The sequence below is a fragment of the Magnetospirillum aberrantis SpK genome (assembly GCF_011022235.1).
Lineage (GTDB): Bacteria > Pseudomonadota > Alphaproteobacteria > Rhodospirillales > Magnetospirillaceae > Magnetospirillum > Magnetospirillum aberrantis.
In genome coordinates this window covers 331,526-350,228 of record NZ_JAAIYP010000039.1, presented here as the reverse complement: position 1 = coordinate 350,228, position 18,703 = coordinate 331,526, and the positions used below count along the sequence as shown (strand labels likewise).

The following is an 18,703-nucleotide window of genomic DNA, read 5'->3' as shown; positions in this document are numbered from 1 at the left end:
TGTGTTGCCATCATGGATACCGGCACCTTGAAGAACCTGATCGGCCTGTCGCGTGAGCAACTGGCCGCCGAGATGGCGATGATCGGCGAGAAGCCGTTTCGCGCCAAGCAATTGTGGCATTGGCTGTACAATCGCGGCGAGACCGATTTCGCCAAGATGACCTCGATTTCCAAGGTCATGCAGGCACGGCTGGCCGAGCATTACGTGGTGGCGCGGCCCGAGGTGGAGCGCGACCTGATCTCGGTGGATACCACCCGCAAGTGGTTGCTGAAGTTCGCCGACGGCAACGAGGCCGAAACCGTCTACATTCCCGACGAGGACGAGGTGCGCGGCGCGGTGTGCATCAGCAGCCAGGTGGGCTGCACGCTGACCTGCAAGTTCTGCCACACCGGCACCCAGTTGCTGGTGCGCAACCTGACGCCGGCCGAGATCGTCGGCCAGTTCATGGTGGCGCGCGACGCCTATGGCGAGTGGCCGACTCCCGATGACCAAGCACGCAAGCTTTCCAACATCGTCATGATGGGGATGGGCGAGCCGCTCTACAATTTCGACAACGTCGCCACCGCGCTCAAGATCGTCATGGACGGCGAGGGCATCGCCCTGTCCAAGCGCCGCATCACCCTGTCCACCTCGGGCGTGGTGCCGATGATGAAGCGCTGCGGCGAGGAACTGGGGGTCAATCTGGCCATTTCCCTGCATGCCGTGACCGACGACGTGCGCGACCGCATCATGCCCATCAACAAGAAATATCCGTTGAAGGAACTGATGAAGGCCTGTGCCGAGTATCCCGGCGCCTCCAACGCCCGCCGCATCACCTTCGAGTACATCATGTTGAAAGGCGTCAACGATTCGGCCGCCGACGCACGTCAATTGTTGCGGCTGATCAAGGGCTTGCCGGCCAAGTTCAACCTGATCCCGTTCAACCCCTGGCCGGGCTCCGAGTTCGAGTGTTCGGACATGAAGCACGTCAAGGCGTTTTCCGACATCCTTCAGGACGCTGGCTATTCGGCGCCGATCCGCAAGTCGCGCGGCGCCGACATCCTGGCCGCATGCGGGCAATTGCGCTCGGAAAGCCAGCGTCAGAAGTGTTCGCGTCTGGCCGAGCGGCTCAAGGCCGGCATCGCCGACGAACACCACGTTTTCCCGAGTTAAGTCCTGTCTCTTCCCTGTTCGGGATGATGGAAGAAGCCGTCACCTGCATCGCAGGTGGCGGCTTTTGTGTATGGGATGTGTCCATAGTAAACAGGTTTTAAAAATTTAATCTAAATAGATCAACTGAGAACTAAGTCTTGGTTGATCATGATCAAACAACCGCATCTTTCTTGTCTGTATTACTGTTGCTTGTGGCCTGTGCGCTATGGTAGTCGTCCGGGTATGGGGAATATGTGGCCGATGGGCGGCCTTGAACGTGGATGTGAGATCATGTTTCGTCGTTTCCGCTCCCTGAGTGTCGCTTCCAAGATTACCGGTGTGATGGTCGCCATGATGGTGTTGCTGGGTACGGTGATCTCGATCGCCCTCAGCACTTATGTGGGGCAGGCCTTGGATCGCATGGCGGCGGAACGGCTGGAACAGAACCTCTCCGTTCTTTTTGCGGTGCTCAATCCCGCGCAGGAATCATTCCATATCCGTGATGGGAAATTGTTGCTGGGCGAGCGCGTCCTGGATGGCGACAACGGCGTTCTTGATGTGGTGGTGGGAGCGGTTGGCGGAGTCGCCACCATTTTTCGTGGTGATGAACGGGTTGCCACGACGGTAATGATGGGAACCCAGCGGGCGCTCGGCACCCATTTGGCGCCTGGGGAGGTATACGACACCGTGCTGAAGGACGGTTATCGCTACACCGGCCCCGCCGAGATTTTGGGTGAACGCTACATGGCGGTTTACGATCCCATCGCCGATGACGACACCGGCAACCCCATCGGCATCTTGTTCGTGGGCGTAAAGGTTGATGAGTTCCTGGCCATGAGCCGTTTGGTGGCGGAAATCGCCTTGGCGATCGGGGTTGGCGCGGCTTTGGGGCTGTCGGTGCTGGCTTTCCTGGGATTGCGGCGCATGCTCAGCCCCTTCGCGCCGTTGACCCGCATGATGGATCGCGCCACCCATGGCGACTATCCCGACAACGTGCCCCATGTCGGGCGCGGTGACGAATTCGGAGCGCTGGCCCGCGCCATCGGCTCTTTCGGCACGGCCATGCGCGCGGCGGAACGGGCGCGAGCCGAGCAAGAGGAGCATGAACGTGCCGCGGTGGCGAACCGGCGGCGCGACATGATCGCCCTGGCCGACAGCATCGAGGCGGGAATTCACGGCGCCATCGCGGCCATCGGCCAGCAGGTGGAAGGACTGGGGCGCACGGCCGAGAGCTTGTTGCGCAGCGCCGGGGCCACCAGCGAGCGCGCGGCCACGGTGGCGGCGGCGTCGCAGACCGCCACCGCCAACGTGCGGGGCGTGGCCTTGGCGACCGAACAATTGAGCGGCGCCAGCGGCGAGATCGGCCGTCAGGCCGAACAATCCTCGGCGGTGGCGGCCGAAGCCAGTGGCCGGACCGAGCAGGTGGGAAACCAGATCGGCGCATTGGTCGAGGCCGCCAAGCGCATCGGCCAAGTGGTGGAAATGATTACGGCCATCGCCTCACAAACCAATCTCTTGGCCTTGAACGCCACCATCGAGGCGGCCCGCGCCGGCGAGGCGGGAAAGGGCTTCGCCGTGGTGGCGGCCGAGGTCAAGCAACTGGCCAACCAGACGGCCAAGGCCACCGAGGAAATCGGCGCGCAAGTGACCACTATTCAAAAGGAATGCGCGGACACCGCGACCTCGGTCGACGCTTTTGCCGCGATCATCGCCACGGTGCGCGCCAGCGCCGGTTCCATCGCCACCGCCATCCATCAGCAAAACGCCACTTTGGGCGATATTTCCGACAACGTGCGACAAGCGGCGACCGGCACCGGCGACATCAGCGGCTACATGGAGGAAGTCTCCAACGGGGCGGCGGACACTCGTTCCGCCGCCGCCGAAGTGGCCAAGGCCGCCCAGGCGCTGGGCGAGGCCGCCGGCCAGATGAATCAGTCGGTACGCCAGATGATCGAGCGCATCCGCCTGGACAACGCCGCCTGAACGGATTCTTCCAAAAGGCGGCCGGCATGAGGGTCGGGCTATTTCTGCTCGGCCTTGACCGCCTTGACCTCGGTGGTGAACTGCCGGAGACCGTCCGGCGTGTCGAGGAACAAGGTGACGTTCGCGGTGCCGCTTTGCCAGTCGTCGGTGGTCACCAGACGCACCTCGATGTGACGGCCCAGCATCTTGTCCGAGCTTTGCAACGCCACCAGATGGTGGGTGCTCTTGGGCATCACCGTCATGTCGGTGACGGTGCCGTGCACCGGCAATTTGACGTCCAGCGGCGGGTTGGTCGCCTGGGTGACGCCGGACATGCCCGCCGCCTTGTTGTTGACCACGTCGACCACCAGGTCCAGCGTCAGGCAATAGCCCCCGGCCAGCACGTTGACGCTTTCATACGAGACCAGAAAGGTACCAACGGCCATGTTCTTTCCCTCCACGTTGGGGTGAGCTTCGACGGCATGGGAGGCGCTCGCCAAAGGTGATGGGATGTTGCCACTATTTCCCTCATTGGTGGAGTCGGCAGGGGTGATATTCCTCTCTATGGCTTTCAGGACAGGACTTATTCGCCGCGTTCGATACGTTCCAGCACCGGCCAGAATTCCAAGAAGGCGCGTTGACGGTCGATGTCGCCGCGTCCGCCTTGGTCGGGGTGGAACGTGCGGGCGAAGGCGCGTTTGGCCTCGCGGAAGCGGCCATCCTCGGGGATGGTTCCCGTGGGCGCGGCGCGGGCACGGGTGATCTCCAGCGCTTCCTTCAGCATTTCCACCTTGTTTTCGGCCAGCCGGGCCCGTTCCTCGGTCTCGCTCAGACGCGCGCTCAGGCGTGCGACCTCGCCGGGGGCGGGGAGGCGTTCCTGGCGTTGGGCCAGTTGCGCACGCAGTTTCGCCAGTTCGCTTTCGCACGCCTGTTGCAACTGGGAGGTCAATTGTTCCAGTTCGGCCACCCGCGCCTGCTCTTTCGCCAAAAGCTTGTCCTTGTGCGCCACAGCCTTTTCGCCTTGGTCGCGCAATACTTCGGTCAGGCGGGCCAGTTCGCGTTCGTAGTTCTCCGCCACTTGGGCGGGGTCGCCTCCGGGGCGCCGCCGGCCGCCGGCGCGCCACAGCCAATAGCGCAGCGTCTTTCCCGCCTGCTTGAGGGCTGGTTCCGCCCGCGCCTCGGCTTCGGCCACTCCGCCGCCCATCAGCTTTTCGGTAAGACTGAAGGCACGGGCCAGCTCGGATTCCTCGGCTCTGTCCGGGGTCTTGTCGGGGGCGGTGTCGCGGGGATTGGTCATGACTGAAGTATGGGGCAAAAACCCTGGCGCGAGAAGGGGGACGCGGTGCGGCGCATCTCCGCGCATGTGCTGGCCCTTGCTCCTGTCGCCGCAAAGCCTATACTTCGGGCCTCACGTTTTCCCATTTCCAAGGGCGTTTTCCCATGAAGGGCGAAGTTAAGAAGGTCGTGCTGGCCTATTCCGGTGGTCTCGACACCTCCATCATCCTGCGTTGGTTGCAGGACCAGTACCAGTGCGAGGTGGTCACCTTCACCGCCGACCTCGGCCAGGGCGAGGAACTGGAGCCGGCGCGCAAGAAGGCCCAACTGATGGGCATCAAGGACGAGAACATCTTCATCGACGACCTGCGCGAGGAATTCGTCCGTGATTTCGTCTTCCCGATGTTCCGTGCCAACGCCCAGTACGAGGGCGTGTACCTGCTCGGCACCTCGATTGCCCGGCCGCTGATTTCCAAGCGCCAGATCGAGATCGCCAACCAGGTCGGCGCCGACGCCGTGTCCCATGGCGCCACCGGCAAGGGCAATGATCAGGTGCGTTTCGAGTTGGGCTATTACGCGCTCAAGCCCGACATCAAGGTGATCGCGCCCTGGCGCATCTGGGACCTGACCAGCCGCACCAAGCTGTTGGACTTCGCCGAAAGGCACCAGATTCCGATCGCCAAGGACAAGCGTGGCGAGGCGCCTTATTCCACCGACGCCAACCTGTTGCACATCTCGTACGAGGGCAAGGCGCTGGAAGACCCCTTCGTCGAGCCCGACGAGGACATGTTCACCCGTTCGGTCAGCCCGGAAAAGGCCCCGGACAAGCCGACCTACGTGGAAATCCAGTTCGAGAAGGGTGACGCGGTCGCCATCGACGGTGAGCGCATGACCCCGGCGCAGTTGTTGACCAAGCTGAACGAACTGGGTGGCGCCAACGGCATCGGCCGCCTGGATCTGGTGGAAAACCGCTTCGTCGGCATGAAGTCGCGCGGCGTCTACGAGACCCCCGGCGGCTCCGTCCTGATCGTCGCCCACCGCGCCATGGAAAGCCTGACGCTTGACCGTGGCGAGGCGCACCTCAAGGACGACATCATGCCGCGCTATGCCGAGCTGATCTACAACGGCTTCTGGTTCAGCCCGGAACGCATCGCGTTGCAGCAAATGATCGACCACATCAGCCAGAACGTCTGCGGCGTGGTTCGCCTCAAGCTGTACAAGGGCAACGTCACCGTGGTCGGCCGCAAGTCCGAGAAGTCGCTCTATCGCATGGACTACGTCACCTTCGAGGAAGACAGCGTCTATGACCAGCGCGACGCCCAGGGCTTCATCAAGCTCAATGCGTTGCGCATGCGTTTGGCCAAGATGGCGCGCGGATAATCGACGAATTCAACTGAAAGAGTTCGTGGGGCGGGGGATTTTCCCCCGCCCTTGGTCTATGTGGGCTTTGCTGCTTATATTGGATGGAAGGGGCGTGGAAACGGAAAGGGGAGCCATGTGAGCGTCTATACCAGAGCTCGGCTGAGTATCCGTTTCGTCGTTGCCGGCGTGGTGGCGTTGACCATGATGGCTTTCTGGCTGGTGGCCGCCACGATCATCGAACATGCCTATGGCCGGTTGTCCCAGGACGCGCGGGCCTCGCTGGCGGAAACCGCCCGGCTGGTCGCGTTTGCTCACAGCCAGTGGGTGGACGAAACCCGTGCGTTGGCCGCCACCTTGGGGACCGTGTTGCCGCGAACCGGGTTCCGTCCTGGCGAATGTCAGACGCTGTTGACGGCGGCCCTGTCCAGCAGCCAGGGCTATGCCGCCTTCGTGGTGGTCTCGCCCGAGGGGGTCGCCCTGTGCGGTTCGACCGAACAGGCGCCGGGCACCGACTTCCGCGACCGCGGCTATGTCCGCCGGGCCATCGAGACCGGATCTTTCGCTGTCGGCGAATACGTGCGGGGCCGGGTCAGTCGTCAGACCGTGTTGCCCACCGCCTCGGCGGTGCTGACCCCCTTTGGCGATGTCGCCTTCGTCCTGATCGTCAGCAAGCGGCTTGACTGGTTCCAGGCGGTGGCCGACCGTCTGCGTCTTCCGGCCGACACGCGGGCGTTCCTGGTGGACGGCGCGGGGGTGACGCTGGCGTCGTTTCCCCATGGCTCCGTCGATGGCGGCGAGCCCTTCGCCGTTCCGCAAGTCCTTGATGCCCGGCGTGAACATGCCAGCGGCACCTTGATCCTCGACGACGCGGTGCATGCTTATGCGCCGTTGGGGGACGGCGCCTTGTCGTCCATTTCGGTGGTGGTGTCGCGGCCGCGTTCGGTGCTGTTGGGAGCCATCGAGGATTTCCGCCTGCATGCCAATGTGGCGGTGCTGGGGGTTTTGGTGCTGACGGTGTTGCTGCTGGTGCAGACCATGCGTCGGCTGGTGCTGCGGCCGTTGCGTGCCCTGGCCGAGGGCATGCGGATCGTGCACGGCGGCGATCTCGGGTGGCGCGCGTGCGAGGACGACGCCGTTACCGTCGAGATGCGGCGTCTGTATGGCGGTTTCAACGAGATGGTGGCCGAGGTGGCACGGACCCAGGCCCGCATCCGCGCCCAGGCCGAGACGCTGGAGCAAAGCAACCGCGACCTCCAGCATTTCGCCTACATGGTCTCGCATGACTTGCGCGAACCGCTGCGTTCGGTGTCGGGCTTCGCCCAATTGCTGGCGCGCCGTTATGCCCCGGTGGTCGATGACGAGGGCCGGGAGTTCGTCCGCTTCGTGACCGAAGGCGCCGAGCGCATGAGCCGCATGCTGGACGGGGTATTGGCCTTTTCCCGCATTGAAACCCAAGGCGAGCCGCTTTGTCCGGTGGCGTTGGACGGGCCGTTGGACAAGGCGGAAGAGGATCTACAGGCCGCCATGACGGAAAGCGGTGCCGTGGTCGAACGGGCCGGGCCTCTTCCGGTGGTTCGTGCCGATCCCGAACAGATGGCGCGTCTGTTTCTGAACCTGTTGGCCAATTCCATCAAGTTCCGCCGTCCCGACGTCCCGCCGGTGATCCGCGTCACCGCCCGTCGGCTGGGAACGATGTGGGAGGTGGTCGTGGCCGACAATGGCATCGGCGTGGATGAGGAAGGGCGTGATCGTATCTTCCTGCTGTTCCACCGTCAGGTGCGGCGCGACATGTATGACGGCGACGGCATTGGCTTGGCGGTGGTGAAGCGCATCGTCGATCGCCATGGCGGCACCATCCGTGCCGAGGCTGGTCCCGATGGCGGAACGGTCATCGTCTTCACCCTGCCGGCGGCGGAAGAGTAGGCGTTATTTCTTCGGCAATTGCACGACCTGGCCGGGATAGATCAGGTCGGGGTCGCGGATGCGGTCGCGGTTGGCGCCATAGATGATGGTGTAGGCCAAGCCGTCGCCATAGGTGCGGCGGGCGATGCGCCACAGCGAATTGCCCGGTTCCACGACTACCGTGGTGACGGTTTCGGCCGATGGCGGGGCCAGCGGCGCTTCGATGCGGGCGATCACGCGGCCGCGTTCGTCCACGATGTCGGCCCGCAACTGGCCGGTGGCTGGGGCTTGGCGGAGGCTCAGGTGCCAGTTGCCTTCGGCGTCGGTCAGGGCACGGCCCAGGAAACGGTTGTCCAGGTACAGATGCAAAAGCGCCCCGGCCGGAGCGCGGCCACCCAGGAACAGGGTGCCGTCGTCCTTGCGGTCGGCAAGGTCGATGGTCAAGGCGCCGCCGTCGCCGCCCGGTCCCTGCATCAGCCGGGCCGCGCCCGCGCCTTGCGGAATCACCGCCAGGACCGGCTGGCCGCCGTCTTCCGGCACCACCAGGATCACCGGGTCGGCCGAGCGGGTCACGGTGCCGTCGGGGTGGTGCGCCTCAAGGCTGAGTTCGCGCCCGCCCGGCTTGAGCGGCAGGCTGGGGACCAGCACCCATTCGCCGCGTTCGTCGGCCTGGACCCGGCCCAACTCGGTCTCGCCGTCCCGCACGATGACTTCGGCCCGTGGCACGGCGCGGCCGGCGATGACCATGTCGCCTTTTTCGCTGACCCGGACCACGTCGAAGCTGGGCGCGGTCGGCACGGGAGCGGAAATCGCCGCTACCGGTGTGGCCGGGGCGGTCGCGGTGGGCTCGCCGCGTTCGGCCTCGCGGTCCAAGGACCACGTCAGGGCCAAGGCGGCAAGGGCGGCGACAAAACCGAGGATGGCGATCAGAACGGCACGGGACAAGATGGTCCGACTCGCGGCAATCTACGAGAAAACGAGCCTAACCCTAGCGCCTTGTGGCGCTCCCGGCAACCGCCGCGCGTCTGACCCGATGTCAGTGCATGTTGACCACGGGCTTCGCGCTTGGAAAAGTATCGGTTGAAACACCGCCACGGAGGGATTCCATGCACGACGACGCAACCACCGAAGTCAAGGTATGGGACCATGCTGTCCGCCTGTTCCACTGGGTGTTGGTGGTGGGGGTGGCGACCTTGTGGTTCAGCGGCGAATTCGGTCACCTGGACCTGCACATGGTTCTGGGGGTGTGGGTTCTGGCCTTGCTGGTGTTCCGCCTGATCTGGGGCTTCGCCGGCAGTCCCACGGCGCGGTTTTCCCATTTCGTCCGCGGTCCGGGGGCGATCCTGGCCTATGTCCGGGCGGCGCGTTCGGGCGCGGTGCGTTCGGTCGGGCACAATCCCCTGGGGGCGCTCAGCGTGCTGGGGCTTCTGGGGTTGTTGACGGCCCAGGCGGCCACCGGCCTGTTCACCACCGACGACATCTTCACCAACGGCCCGCTGACCCATCTGGTGTCGTCCAAGGTGGCGGCGACGTTGTCGTCGCTGCATCGCCTGGGCGGCAAGCTGGTGCTGTTCTTGGTGTTCGTCCACCTGTCGGCGGTGGCGTTCTATACCCTGGTCAAGAAGGACGACATGATCCGCGCCATGATCACCGGCACCAAACGGGTGCCCGAGGGCGTGGACGGCATCCGCTTCGCCTCGCCGTTGCTGGCGGTGGCGGTGGCGGTGCTGGCCTGTGCCGTGGTGTGGGGCGGGCTGTTGCTGCTCAAGGGATAGTAGGCATGCGCGGGTGGGGCCGCTGAAAGTCCGCTCCCCACCCGTTTCCCACACCAAGGTGGTGCTTTCGTCTTGCGTTCGTCGCCCTGGATGCTATCGTCCCCGGCTGTCTGGAGAAGAGTTGGAACAACCTCCGGCAGACACCTCTCGATTGGCATGAAACGGGGACCGAAAAGAATGACCGACGCGAAAATCATTTGGACCCAGGTCGACGAAGCGCCTGCGCTTGCCACCTATTCCCTGCTGCCGATCGTGCAGGCTTTCACCAAGGCCGCCGGCATCGCCGTGGAAACCCGCGACATTTCGCTGGCCGGCCGCATCCTGGCCACCTTTCCCGACAGCCTGAAGCCGGAACAGCGTATTTCCGATCAGTTGGCCGAACTGGGCGAACTGACGCTCAAGCCCGAAGCCAACATCATCAAGCTGCCCAACGTTTCCGCTTCCGTGCCGCAGCTCAAGGCCGCCATCAAGGAATTGCAGACCCAGGGCTTCGCCGTTCCCGACTATCCCGAGGACCCGGCCAGCGACGCCGAAAAGGACGTCAAGGCCCGTTATGCCAAGGTGCTGGGCTCGGCCGTCAACCCGGTTCTGCGCGAGGGCAATTCCGACCGTCGCGCCGCCGGCGCGGTCAAGCAATACGCCCGCAACAACCCGCACAAGATGGGTGCCTGGACGGCGTCGTCCCAGGCCCATGTCGCCCACATGAGCCATGGCGACTTCTACGGCAGCGAAAAGTCGGTGACCGTGGCCGACGCCACCGATGTTCGTATCGAACTGGTGAGCAAGGACGGCGCCACCATCGTGCTGAAGGAAAAGACCGCGCTCAAGGCCGGCGAGGTGATCGACACGGCGGTGATGAACGTGCGCGCCCTGCGCGCTTTCTTCGCCGAACAGATCGCCGACGCCAAGTCCCAGCCCGGCCTGCTGCTGTCGCTGCATCTCAAGGCGACCATGATGAAGGTTTCGGACCCCATCATGTTCGGCCATGCCGTCACCGTGTTCTTCAAGGACGTGTTCGAACGTCACGCCGACGCGATCAAGGAAATCGGCGTCAACGTCAACAACGGCTTCGGCGACCTGTTGGCCAAGCTGGACAAGCTGCCTGCCGCGACCAAGGCGGCCATCGAGGCCGACATCGCTGCGGCCTTCGAGAATGGCCCGCCTTTGGCCATGGTCAATTCCGACAAGGGCATCACCAACCTGCATGTGCCGTCGGATGTCATCGTCGATGCCTCGATGCCGGCGATGATCCGCGATTCGGGCAAGATGTGGGGCCGTGACGGCAAGCTGCACGACGCCAAGGCGGTCATTCCCGACCGCTGCTACGCCGGCATCTACCAGGTGGTGATCGAGGATTGCAAGAAGCATGGCGCCTTCGATCCCAAGACCATGGGCAGCGTCCCCAATGTCGGCCTGATGGCCCAGAAGGCCGAGGAATACGGCAGCCACGACAAGACTTTCGAGATGCCCGCCGATGGTGTGGTGCGCGTGGTCGATTCCTCGGGCGCCGTGCTGATGGAACAGAAGGTCGAGAAGGGCGACATCTTTCGCGCCTGCCAGGCCAAGGACGCGCCGATCCAGGATTGGGTCAAGCTGGCGGTCACCCGCGCGCGTCTGTCGAACACCCCGGCGGTGTTCTGGCTGGACAAGAACCGCGCCCACGACGCCCAGATCATCACCAAGGTCGAAACCTACCTCAAGGACCACGACACCGCCGGCCTCGACCTGCGGATCCTGGCGCCCGAGGAGGCCTGCCAGTTCTCGCTGGATCGTATTCGCCAGGGGCTGGACACCATCTCGGTGACCGGCAACGTGCTGCGCGACTATCTGACCGACCTGTTCCCCATCCTCGAACTCGGCACCTCGGCCAAGATGCTGTCCATCGTGCCGTTGATGGCCGGCGGCGGCCTGTTCGAGACCGGTGCCGGCGGCTCGGCTCCCAAGCATGTCCAGCAGTTCCAGGAAGAAGGCTACCTGCGTTGGGATTCCCTGGGCGAGTTCCTGGCGCTCGGTGTGTCGCTCGAACATCTGGCCCAGACCTTCGACAACGCCAAGGCCCAGGTGCTGGCCGAGACGTTGGACCAGGCCAACGGCAAGATTCTTGAGAACAACCGCTCGCCGGCCCGCAAGGTGGGACAACTGGACAATCGTGGCAGCCATTTCTATCTGGCGCTCTACTGGGCCCAGGCCCTGGCCGCCCAGACCAAGGATGCCGAGCTCGCGGCCCGCTTCGCTCCCGTCGCCAAGGCCTTGGCCGAGAACGAGGATAAGATCAACGCTGAGTTGATTGCCGCCCAGGGCAAGCCGGTCGACATGGGGGGGTACTACCTCCCCGATTTTGCCAAGACTTCCGCCGCCATGCGTCCCAGCGCCACGCTCAACGCGGTTCTGGCGACCCTCTGACACGAACAAGCACGGCGGGGGCCAAAAGCCCCCGCCGCAGTTTTTCAGCGAGGATGTGAGAATGAAGAAGATCAAGGTCGCCAACCCGGTCGTGGAACTCGACGGCGACGAGATGACCCGCATCATCTGGAAGTTCATCAAGGACAAGCTGATCCTGCCGTACCTTGATGTCGACCTGAAGTACTACGACCTCAGTGTCGAACACCGCGACGCCACCGAGGACCAGGTGACCGTGGAATCGGCCGAAGCCATCAGGAAATACGGCGTCGGCGTCAAGTGCGCGACCATCACCCCCGACGAGGCGCGCGTCAAGGAATTCAACCTCAAGAAGATGTGGAAGTCGCCCAACGGCACCATCCGCAACATCCTTGACGGGACCGTGTTCCGTGAGCCGATCATCTGCAAGAACGTGCCGCGCCTGGTGCCGGGCTGGACCCAGCCCATCGTCATCGGCCGCCATGCCTTTGGCGACCAGTACAAGGCCACCGACTTCAAGGTGCCGGGCGCCGGCCGCCTGACCATCAAGTTCGAGGGCGAGGACGGCGAGGTCATCGAGCACGAGGTGTTCCAGTTCCCCGGTGCCGGCGTCGCCATGGGCATGTACAACGTGGACGAATCCATCCGTGGTTTCGCCCGCGCCTGCATGAATTACGGCTTGCTCAAGAAGTGGCCGGTCTATCTCTCGACCAAGAACACCATCCTCAAGGCCTATGACGGCCGTTTCAAGGACATCTTCCAGGAAGTCTACGAGACCGAGTTCAAGGCCGAGTTCGAAAAGCACGGCATGACCTACGAACACCGTCTGATCGACGACATGGTCGCCTCGGCGCTCAAGTGGTCGGGCGGCTTCGTCTGGGCGTGCAAGAACTACGACGGCGACGTCCAGTCCGACACCGTGGCCCAGGGTTTTGGTTCGCTGGGCCTGATGACCTCGGTGCTGATGAGCCCCGACGGCAAGGTGGTCGAGGCCGAGGCGGCGCACGGCACGGTGACCCGGCACTATCGCGAGCACCAGAAGGGCAAGGAAACCTCGACCAACCCGATCGCCTCGATCTTCGCCTGGACCCGCGCCCTTTATTACCGCGCCCAGTTCGACAACACCCCCGAGGTCGAGAAGTTCGCCCTGGCGCTCGAGGAAGTGTGCGTGGAAACCGTGGAATCGGGCTTCATGACCAAGGATCTGGCCATCCTGATCGGCCCCGGCCAATCGTGGCTGACCACCCAGCAGTTCCTGGACAAGCTGGACGAGAACCTGAAGAAGAAGATGGGCGTCTGATACCGGCTACTGTCTCGAAAGGAAGCCCCGTTAGGTCCGCCCCCTAGCCATCCACCTAAGGTGGGGGAAACTAGGGTTCCGGGGAAATATCGGCGAAGGCCGCGCAGCCATGGTTGCGCGGCCTTTTGCTTAGGCGTCGCCGCGCCAGGGCGCAGACCCGCCCGGTCCAGCCCAGACAGGTGGGGGCGTTGGTGCCGTTGAAGAAGCTGTCGCCCAGGAAACAAATGCGCATGTCGGCGATGGTGCGGCAGTGGGTGTTGATATTCCACAAGAATCCGCGTTGTGGGATAAGCTTGGCAAGGTCGTGAAAAAAGTCGCAAATTCCCTTTGCACGGCGCCGGGGTTGGCGCTATAAGAAGCGCCTCGCAGGCGACCGGAGTGTAGCTCAGCCTGGTAGAGCACTGTCTTCGGGAGGCAGGGGCCGGAGGTTCGAATCCTCTCACTCCGACCATATGAAAGCCCGCCAAGTCTTCGGACTTGGCGGGCTTTTCATTTCCATGGCGCGATGGATTACTAGATGTCGTACATCAGCACGGGTTCCACCTTGACGGTGCGCCGTGCCATGTCGGCCAGGGTGGTATTGTCGAGGATGCCGGCGATGGCGTCGCGCACGTCCTGCATCACCGCCCGTACCGCGCAGGCGGCTTCGTCGGCGCAATCGGTGCACGGCCGATAGGACCGGCGTGACACGCACGGGACCGGAGCCAACGGTCCGTCCAGGACCCGGATGACGTCGCCGACGCGGATGTGCGCGGCGGGCACCGCCAACTGGTAGCCGCCTCCCTTGCCCTTCTTGCTGCTCAGGAAGCCGTGGGTCTTGAGTTCCAGCAAGATGGTGTCCAGGAACTTGCGCGGAATGTGCTCGGCCGTTGCGATGTCGATGATCAGCGACGGCCCCTCGTTCTCGCGGCGGGCCAGGTAGACCATGGCCTTCAATCCGTACTTGGCTTTGCTGGCAAGCATGAGGTGTCTCGACAAGCTGAAGTGGCGGGCCCTGGTGTCCGTGGCAGGATGGGCCGCGCGCGCTAAATGTGGCGGTTGCCCGGCAAGGCGTCAATGCGTGCCGTGCCACGCGGTGAAGGGGTAGGGGCGCCCCGAGACCTTCCTTGACTGTGTTTGCCCCCCTTCGTACGGTACTCGGCCTTGATGCCGGCGCCGCGAGTCCGGCCTGTTGGCTGTTGGGAGGAATGTCAGGATGCAGGTCAGCGTTTCGCCGGGAATGTGGTTGCCGGTGCTGCGCACGCAGCCGCCGGGCAACGATGCGGTGGCGATCACCATCGACGACGCGCCCATGCCCGATTCCCTTCCGGCCATGCTGGATGTGCTTGACCGCCACAACGCCAAGGCGACGTTCTTCATGTCCGGGTGCCGTGCGATACTGGCCGAGGAACTGGTGCAGGAAACGGTGCGCCGTGGACACGCCGTCTATGGCCACGGCTGGGAACATGTGCGGCTGGATCGGGAGAAACCCGAGCGGCTGATCGCCGATTTCGACCGCTGCGAGACCCTGTTGGCCAAGTACCGGCCGACCCCTTCCGCCTATCTGGTGCGCATGCCCTATAACGGTGGCTACCGCAAGATAGCGGTTCATCGCGCCATTCGCCGTTGGATGCCCGGCAGCCAGATCGCCCATTGGCGTCTGTCCACCGAGGACCACCTGATATCTCCCCGTTGCGCCTCGGCCGCCGAGGTGGAGGCGGCGTGCCGCGTCGAGGCCCGCCGCGTGGTCTCGTCCGCCGCCATCAAGGGAGCTATCGTCTTGATGCACGACCAGCCGATCAACGAACGTCCCAACGGTCACCTCAAGGCGGCGGTGACGGTGGCGTTGATGGAGGCGCTGCTGGTCGAACTGGCCGCGGCGAAGCTGAGGGCCGGCGTGCTGGTGCCGCACGCGTCGCAAAGTCTGCTCAGCCGGTTTTTTCTTTGATCGCGTGCATTCACAAAATTTGAACGTCGATTGGAGGATTGTTAAAGCGAGGCCGCACGGCTGTTCATAGTTCGCCCCTACAATTGACTGTATTACCATTGGCTGGTGTCTGTTTTCGGGGGGTGATGTGATGCGCCTGATGGGAATCGTGGCTGCGTTGTGCATTGGCATGATGTCCGTGCCCGTTCGCGCCCAGACTCCGGCGGAACCGTCGTTCGTGGTGGCGGTCGCGCCCCATACCTCGGCCCGTGTGATCATCGAACAGTACCAGCCGGTGCGGGCGGCTCTTGCCGCCGCCCTCGGCCAACCGGTCGAGATCATCACCGCGCCCGACTTCACCGAATTCGCCCGCCGTGCGGTGGCCGGACAATACGACATCGCCGTGACCACCGGCCATCAGGCCGAGTTGCTGCGGGCCGATTCCGGCTACGTGCCGTTGCTGACCTATGCCGCCAGTTTCCGCGCGGTGATGGTGGTCGGGCGCGACTCGCCGATCGGCTCCGCCGCCGATTTGGCGGGAAAGGTGGTCTTGGGGCTGAACCCGTCGTCGCTGGTGACCTTGTGGGGACTGCACTGGCTGGACGGCAAGGGCGTCAAACCGCGTCAGACCCGCTATGTCAGCGCCGCCGACAGCGTCGCCCAACTGATTCTGGCCGGCGATGCCGCCGCCGGTTTCATCTCGCTGGCCAATTTCCAGAAACTGCCGGCCGACGTTCAGGCCGGCTTGCGGATTCAGGAACAAAGCGCGCCGTTGGCCGGCCGGGTATACATGCTGAACGGCCGTCATGCGGCCCGCCGTGATCTGGTGCTGTCGGCGTTGCGATCCTTTGCCGCCACCGCCGAAGGCCAGCGTTACTTCGCCGAGAACAAGCTCGAAGGATACCGCGACATCACGGAGGACGAACTTCAGGCCATGGCCCCCTATGCCGACGAGGTGCGGCGAAACCTCGGGGGCGACACGCCATGAGGTTCCTGCCTCGTTTCCGAACGGTGCGGGCGCGGCTTTTGGTGGCCGCGTTGTGCGTCGAGGCGGTGATGCTGTCGGCGCTGGTGGGCAATTCCGTCCGCCTGCTTTATTCCAGCCTGGCGGAACAGGCCCGGCTGCATGCCGAACAGATTTCCCCCGTCCTCAACGCTGCCCTGGTGGCGCCGCTGGCTCAGCGCGACACCGTCACCCTTCAGGCCATCCTGCGGGAAAGCCAGATGGCCGATGGTCTGTCCTATCTGGCGGTGGCCGATTCGCGCGGCAAGGTCATGGCGCGGGCCGGATGGGACGAGGACCGTCCCTTGCCATCGGCTGATTCCGGCTTTTCCCTGGCCGACAAGGATGGCGGCGCCCGCTATGACGTGGTGGTGCCGGTGGTGTCGGCCGGGCAGAAGCTGGGGACCCTGCATTTCGGCCTGGGTCTCGACCACATCGTCGCCGCCCGTCGCGCCCTGGTGGTCCAAGGCGTGGCCATCGCGGTGGGCGAGGTGGTCATGACCGCCTTGTTGCTGACCTTGGTGGGCTGGTGGCTGACCCGCCATCTGGGCCAGTTGACCCGCGCCAGCGCCCAGGTGGCGGCCGGCGACTACGCCCATGTGCGGGTGGCCGAAGGCGATGACGACGTCGGCCGTCTGGGGGCCGCCTTCAACGCCATGGCTCGCGCGGTGGACGAACGGCTGGGCGACCTGAACCAGACCTTGCACCAGCAGTCGCGGCTGGCCGGCGCCTTGGACCAGGAACGCGCCCGCTTGTTGTCCCTGTTGTCGGCCATGGAATTCGGTGTGCTGTTCGCCGATGGCGACGGCCAGATCGTCTACGCCAATCCGGCGTTCTGCGGCATCTGGAACTGCGAGGAGGAGCCGGCGGGAAAGTCGGTGACGGCGGTGTTGCCCGAACAGGTGACGGCCGGCGGCGGCGGCGACATCGAAATGGGCAACGGCCGCATCGTCACCCACCGTTCGTTCCCGGTTCTGGGCGGCGGAGAGACGGGAGGGCGGCTGTGGACCTTCGTCGATGCCACCGCCTCGCGCATGTTCGCCCAGCAATTGTTGTCGGCCAAGGACGCGGCCGAGGCGGCGGCCGAGGCCAAGGCGGCGTTCCTGGCCACCATGAGCCACGAAATCCGTACCCCCATGAACGGCATCATCGGCATGACCGGATTGTTGCTGGACACGCCGCTGGATCCACAACAACGCCATTTCGCCAACACGGTTCGGGTGTCGGCGGATTCGTTGCTGACCATCATCAACGACATCCTGGACTTCTCGAAGATGGAGGCCGGAAAGTTGAGCTTCGAGGAAAGCGCCTTTGAAATAAAGTCCGTGGTGGCCGGTGTGGTGGACCTGTTGGTTCCGCGCGGCCGCGAACGCCAGGTGGTTCTGGATTGGCGGCTGGATGGCCGGTGCGAGGGGGTGTTCGTCGGCGATTCCGGCCGCTTGCGTCAGGTGTTGCTGAATTTGGCCGGTAACGCGCTCAAGTTCACCGAGCGCGGCCGTGTGGACGTCGTCGCCTCGGTTGCCGCCGAGGGTGAACGGGAATGGTTGCGGGTCGCGGTGGTCGATACCGGCATCGGCATTCCCGAAGAGGCGCAGGCGCGCCTGTTCACCATGTTCACCCAGGCCGATTCCTCGACCGCGCGCCGTTTCGGCGGCACCGGTCTGGGGCTGGTCATCTCGAAGCGCATCGTCGAACAGATGGGCGGCGAGATCGGTTTCCTCAGCGAGCCCGGCCACGGCAGCACCTTTTGGTTCCGCGTGCCGCTGACCCGCGCCGAGAACCGGAGCGCGGTCGTGCGCGACATCGTGTTGCCGCCAGGGTCGCGGATGCTGGCGGTGACCGAGGATGCGGGCATGTTGGCCGAGGTCGAGCCGGTTTTCGACCGCCTGGGGCTCGAGGTGACGTTGGCCCTGGACGCCATCCAGGCGCTGGCCATGCTGCGTCAGGCCGCCGCCGCCGGTTGTCCGCCGACGGTGATGCTGCTCGACGACAGGCTGAGTGGGGTCACCGCGCTTGACCTCGTGTTGCTGACCCGTGCCGATCCGACCCTGAAAGGGGTGGCGGCGGTCCTGGTGGGCGACGAATTGCTGCGACGGGACGACGGCGCCAATCTGGCGGCGGTGGGGGTGACCCATCTGTTGTCCCGTCCGTTGGACGGCGCGGCCCTGGTCGAGACCCTGGCCCAGGTGTTCGGCGTCGCCGCCGACATGCCTTCGCCGGTGTGTGCGCCGGCTCCGGGGCATCGGCGTGGGGGACTGCGTATCCTGGTGGCCGAGGACAATGTCATCAATCAACAGGTTGCGGTGGGGTTGCTGGAGAAGTTCGGTCACCACGCCGAGGTCGCCGACGACGGTGTGGCGGCGGTGGAACAGGTCCGGTCCGGCGATTTCGATCTGGTTTTGATGGACATGCAGATGCCGGGCATGAGCGGCCTGGACGCGACGCGGGCGATCCGGGCGCTGGACGGGGCGGCGCGTTCGGTGCCGATCATCGCCATGACCGCCAACGCCATGAGCGGAGACCGCGAAATCTGTCTGGCCGCCGGCATGGACGACTACATCGCCAAGCCGATCGACCGGACCAAACTGGGGACGCTGCTCGATCGCTGGAAAGCCAGGTTGGATGACGGCACGGCCGCTCACGTGGAACGGCGCGCCTGAAAAATAAGCAATATTGGAATATGCCTAAAAATAGGTCTAAACTCGGGT

15 protein-coding genes and 1 tRNA gene are annotated in these 18,703 nt (G+C 64.4%); 11 read left to right on the top strand and 5 right to left on the bottom strand.

The features are described 5' to 3' along the window. Positions 1-12 precede the first annotated feature (12 nt). Entirely contained in the window at positions 13-1,152 is a 1,140-nt protein-coding gene (gene rlmN / locus G4223_RS14705; protein WP_241004128.1) for a dual-specificity RNA methyltransferase RlmN, read from the top strand. A 270-nt stretch (positions 1,153-1,422) separates the two neighbouring features. Next, positions 1,423-3,114, top strand: coding sequence for a methyl-accepting chemotaxis protein (locus G4223_RS14700; RefSeq protein WP_205762522.1), 1,692 nt, complete (start codon positions 1,423-1,425; stop codon positions 3,112-3,114). 38 nt (positions 3,115-3,152) lie between these two features. Here G4223_RS14700 and G4223_RS14695 read toward each other — a convergent pair whose 3' ends face one another. Next, positions 3,153-3,539, bottom strand: coding sequence for a DUF1842 domain-containing protein (locus G4223_RS14695; protein ID WP_163681313.1), 387 nt, complete (start codon positions 3,537-3,539; stop codon positions 3,153-3,155). Between the two features lie 137 nt (positions 3,540-3,676). Continuing rightward, entirely contained in the window at positions 3,677-4,390 is a 714-nt protein-coding gene (locus tag G4223_RS14690; protein WP_163681311.1) for a hypothetical protein, read from the bottom strand. A gap of 143 nt (positions 4,391-4,533) precedes the next feature. Here G4223_RS14690 and G4223_RS14685 point away from each other — a divergent pair, with 143 nt between their 5' ends. Together G4223_RS14685 and G4223_RS20410 are read left to right on the top strand one after the other, a co-directional pair. Beyond that, the gene (locus tag G4223_RS14685; protein ID WP_163681309.1) at positions 4,534-5,748 is read left to right on the top strand and encodes an argininosuccinate synthase; all 1,215 of its coding nucleotides are present in this window, start codon (positions 4,534-4,536) and stop codon (positions 5,746-5,748) included. Positions 5,749-5,865: 117 nt separating this feature from the next. Beyond that, positions 5,866-7,653, top strand: coding sequence for an ATP-binding protein (locus G4223_RS20410; protein WP_163681307.1), 1,788 nt, complete (start codon positions 5,866-5,868; stop codon positions 7,651-7,653). Between the two features lie 3 nt (positions 7,654-7,656). On the opposite strand, the gene G4223_RS14675 is transcribed toward G4223_RS20410, so the two are convergent. After that, positions 7,657-8,577, bottom strand: coding sequence for a LysM peptidoglycan-binding domain-containing protein (locus tag G4223_RS14675; protein ID WP_163681305.1), 921 nt, complete (start codon positions 8,575-8,577; stop codon positions 7,657-7,659). 161 nt (positions 8,578-8,738) lie between these two features. Between G4223_RS14675 and G4223_RS14670 the strand changes: the two genes are divergently transcribed. The 3 genes from G4223_RS14670 to G4223_RS14660 all read left to right on the top strand — a co-directional run bounded on the left by G4223_RS14670 (position 8,739) and on the right by G4223_RS14660 (position 13,086). Continuing rightward, positions 8,739-9,407 carry a cytochrome b/b6 domain-containing protein gene (locus G4223_RS14670; RefSeq protein ID WP_163681302.1) on the top strand — a complete coding sequence of 223 codons (669 nt, stop codon included), beginning with the start codon at positions 8,739-8,741 and terminating at the stop codon, positions 9,405-9,407. Between the two features lie 177 nt (positions 9,408-9,584). Then, positions 9,585-11,810 carry an NADP-dependent isocitrate dehydrogenase gene (locus G4223_RS14665; protein ID WP_163681300.1) on the top strand — a complete coding sequence of 742 codons (2,226 nt, stop codon included), beginning with the start codon at positions 9,585-9,587 and terminating at the stop codon, positions 11,808-11,810. 61 nt (positions 11,811-11,871) lie between these two features. After that, positions 11,872-13,086: an NADP-dependent isocitrate dehydrogenase gene (locus G4223_RS14660; protein WP_163681298.1), complete on the top strand. Its 1,215-nt coding sequence runs from the start codon at positions 11,872-11,874 to the stop codon at positions 13,084-13,086. Between the two features lie 70 nt (positions 13,087-13,156). On the opposite strand, the gene G4223_RS19770 is transcribed toward G4223_RS14660, so the two are convergent. Continuing rightward, a complete protein-coding gene (locus tag G4223_RS19770) occupies positions 13,157-13,357 on the bottom strand; it encodes a hypothetical protein (RefSeq protein WP_205762521.1) in 201 nt (66 codons plus the stop codon). A 103-nt stretch (positions 13,358-13,460) separates the two neighbouring features. On the opposite strand from G4223_RS19770, the gene G4223_RS14650 reads away from it, so the two are divergent. After that, positions 13,461-13,537, top strand: a tRNA-Pro gene (locus tag G4223_RS14650). Positions 13,538-13,599: 62 nt separating this feature from the next. Here G4223_RS14650 and G4223_RS14645 read toward each other — a convergent pair. Beyond that, a complete protein-coding gene (locus tag G4223_RS14645) occupies positions 13,600-14,049 on the bottom strand; it encodes an RrF2 family transcriptional regulator (protein ID WP_163681296.1) in 450 nt (149 codons plus the stop codon). A gap of 232 nt (positions 14,050-14,281) precedes the next feature. Between G4223_RS14645 and G4223_RS14640 the strand changes: the two genes are divergently transcribed. From G4223_RS14640 to G4223_RS14630, 3 genes are all read left to right on the top strand, one after another. Beyond that, a complete protein-coding gene (locus G4223_RS14640) occupies positions 14,282-15,013 on the top strand; it encodes a polysaccharide deacetylase family protein (RefSeq protein ID WP_163681294.1) in 732 nt (243 codons plus the stop codon). 169 nt (positions 15,014-15,182) lie between these two features. Beyond that, entirely contained in the window at positions 15,183-15,980 is a 798-nt protein-coding gene (locus G4223_RS14635; RefSeq protein ID WP_241004127.1) for a phosphate/phosphite/phosphonate ABC transporter substrate-binding protein, read from the top strand. Next, positions 15,977-18,655 (top strand): ATP-binding protein, encoded by a 2,679-nt coding sequence (locus tag G4223_RS14630; RefSeq protein ID WP_163681292.1) that lies wholly within the window; start codon positions 15,977-15,979, stop codon positions 18,653-18,655. The genes G4223_RS14635 and G4223_RS14630 overlap by 4 nt, the downstream gene beginning before the upstream one ends. Positions 18,656-18,703: the final 48 nt, after the last annotated feature.

Coding starts and splice junctions, on each gene's coding strand:
- G4223_RS14630 (WP_163681292.1), top strand. CDS start 15,977: ATGAGGTTCCTGCCTCGTTTCCGAACGGTGCGGGCGCGGCTTTTGGTG.
- rlmN (WP_241004128.1), top strand. CDS start 13: ATGGATACCGGCACCTTGAAGAACCTGATCGGCCTGTCGCGTGAGCAA.
- G4223_RS14695 (WP_163681313.1), bottom strand. CDS start 3,539: ATGGCCGTTGGTACCTTTCTGGTCTCGTATGAAAGCGTCAACGTGCTG.
- G4223_RS14690 (WP_163681311.1), bottom strand. CDS start 4,390: ATGACCAATCCCCGCGACACCGCCCCCGACAAGACCCCGGACAGAGCC.
- G4223_RS14640 (WP_163681294.1), top strand. CDS start 14,282: ATGCAGGTCAGCGTTTCGCCGGGAATGTGGTTGCCGGTGCTGCGCACG.
- G4223_RS14685 (WP_163681309.1), top strand. CDS start 4,534: ATGAAGGGCGAAGTTAAGAAGGTCGTGCTGGCCTATTCCGGTGGTCTC.
- G4223_RS14660 (WP_163681298.1), top strand. CDS start 11,872: ATGAAGAAGATCAAGGTCGCCAACCCGGTCGTGGAACTCGACGGCGAC.
- G4223_RS14700 (WP_205762522.1), top strand. CDS start 1,423: ATGTTTCGTCGTTTCCGCTCCCTGAGTGTCGCTTCCAAGATTACCGGT.
- G4223_RS14635 (WP_241004127.1), top strand. CDS start 15,183: ATGATGTCCGTGCCCGTTCGCGCCCAGACTCCGGCGGAACCGTCGTTC.
- G4223_RS14645 (WP_163681296.1), bottom strand. CDS start 14,049: ATGCTTGCCAGCAAAGCCAAGTACGGATTGAAGGCCATGGTCTACCTG.
- G4223_RS14665 (WP_163681300.1), top strand. CDS start 9,585: ATGACCGACGCGAAAATCATTTGGACCCAGGTCGACGAAGCGCCTGCG.
- G4223_RS14670 (WP_163681302.1), top strand. CDS start 8,739: ATGCACGACGACGCAACCACCGAAGTCAAGGTATGGGACCATGCTGTC.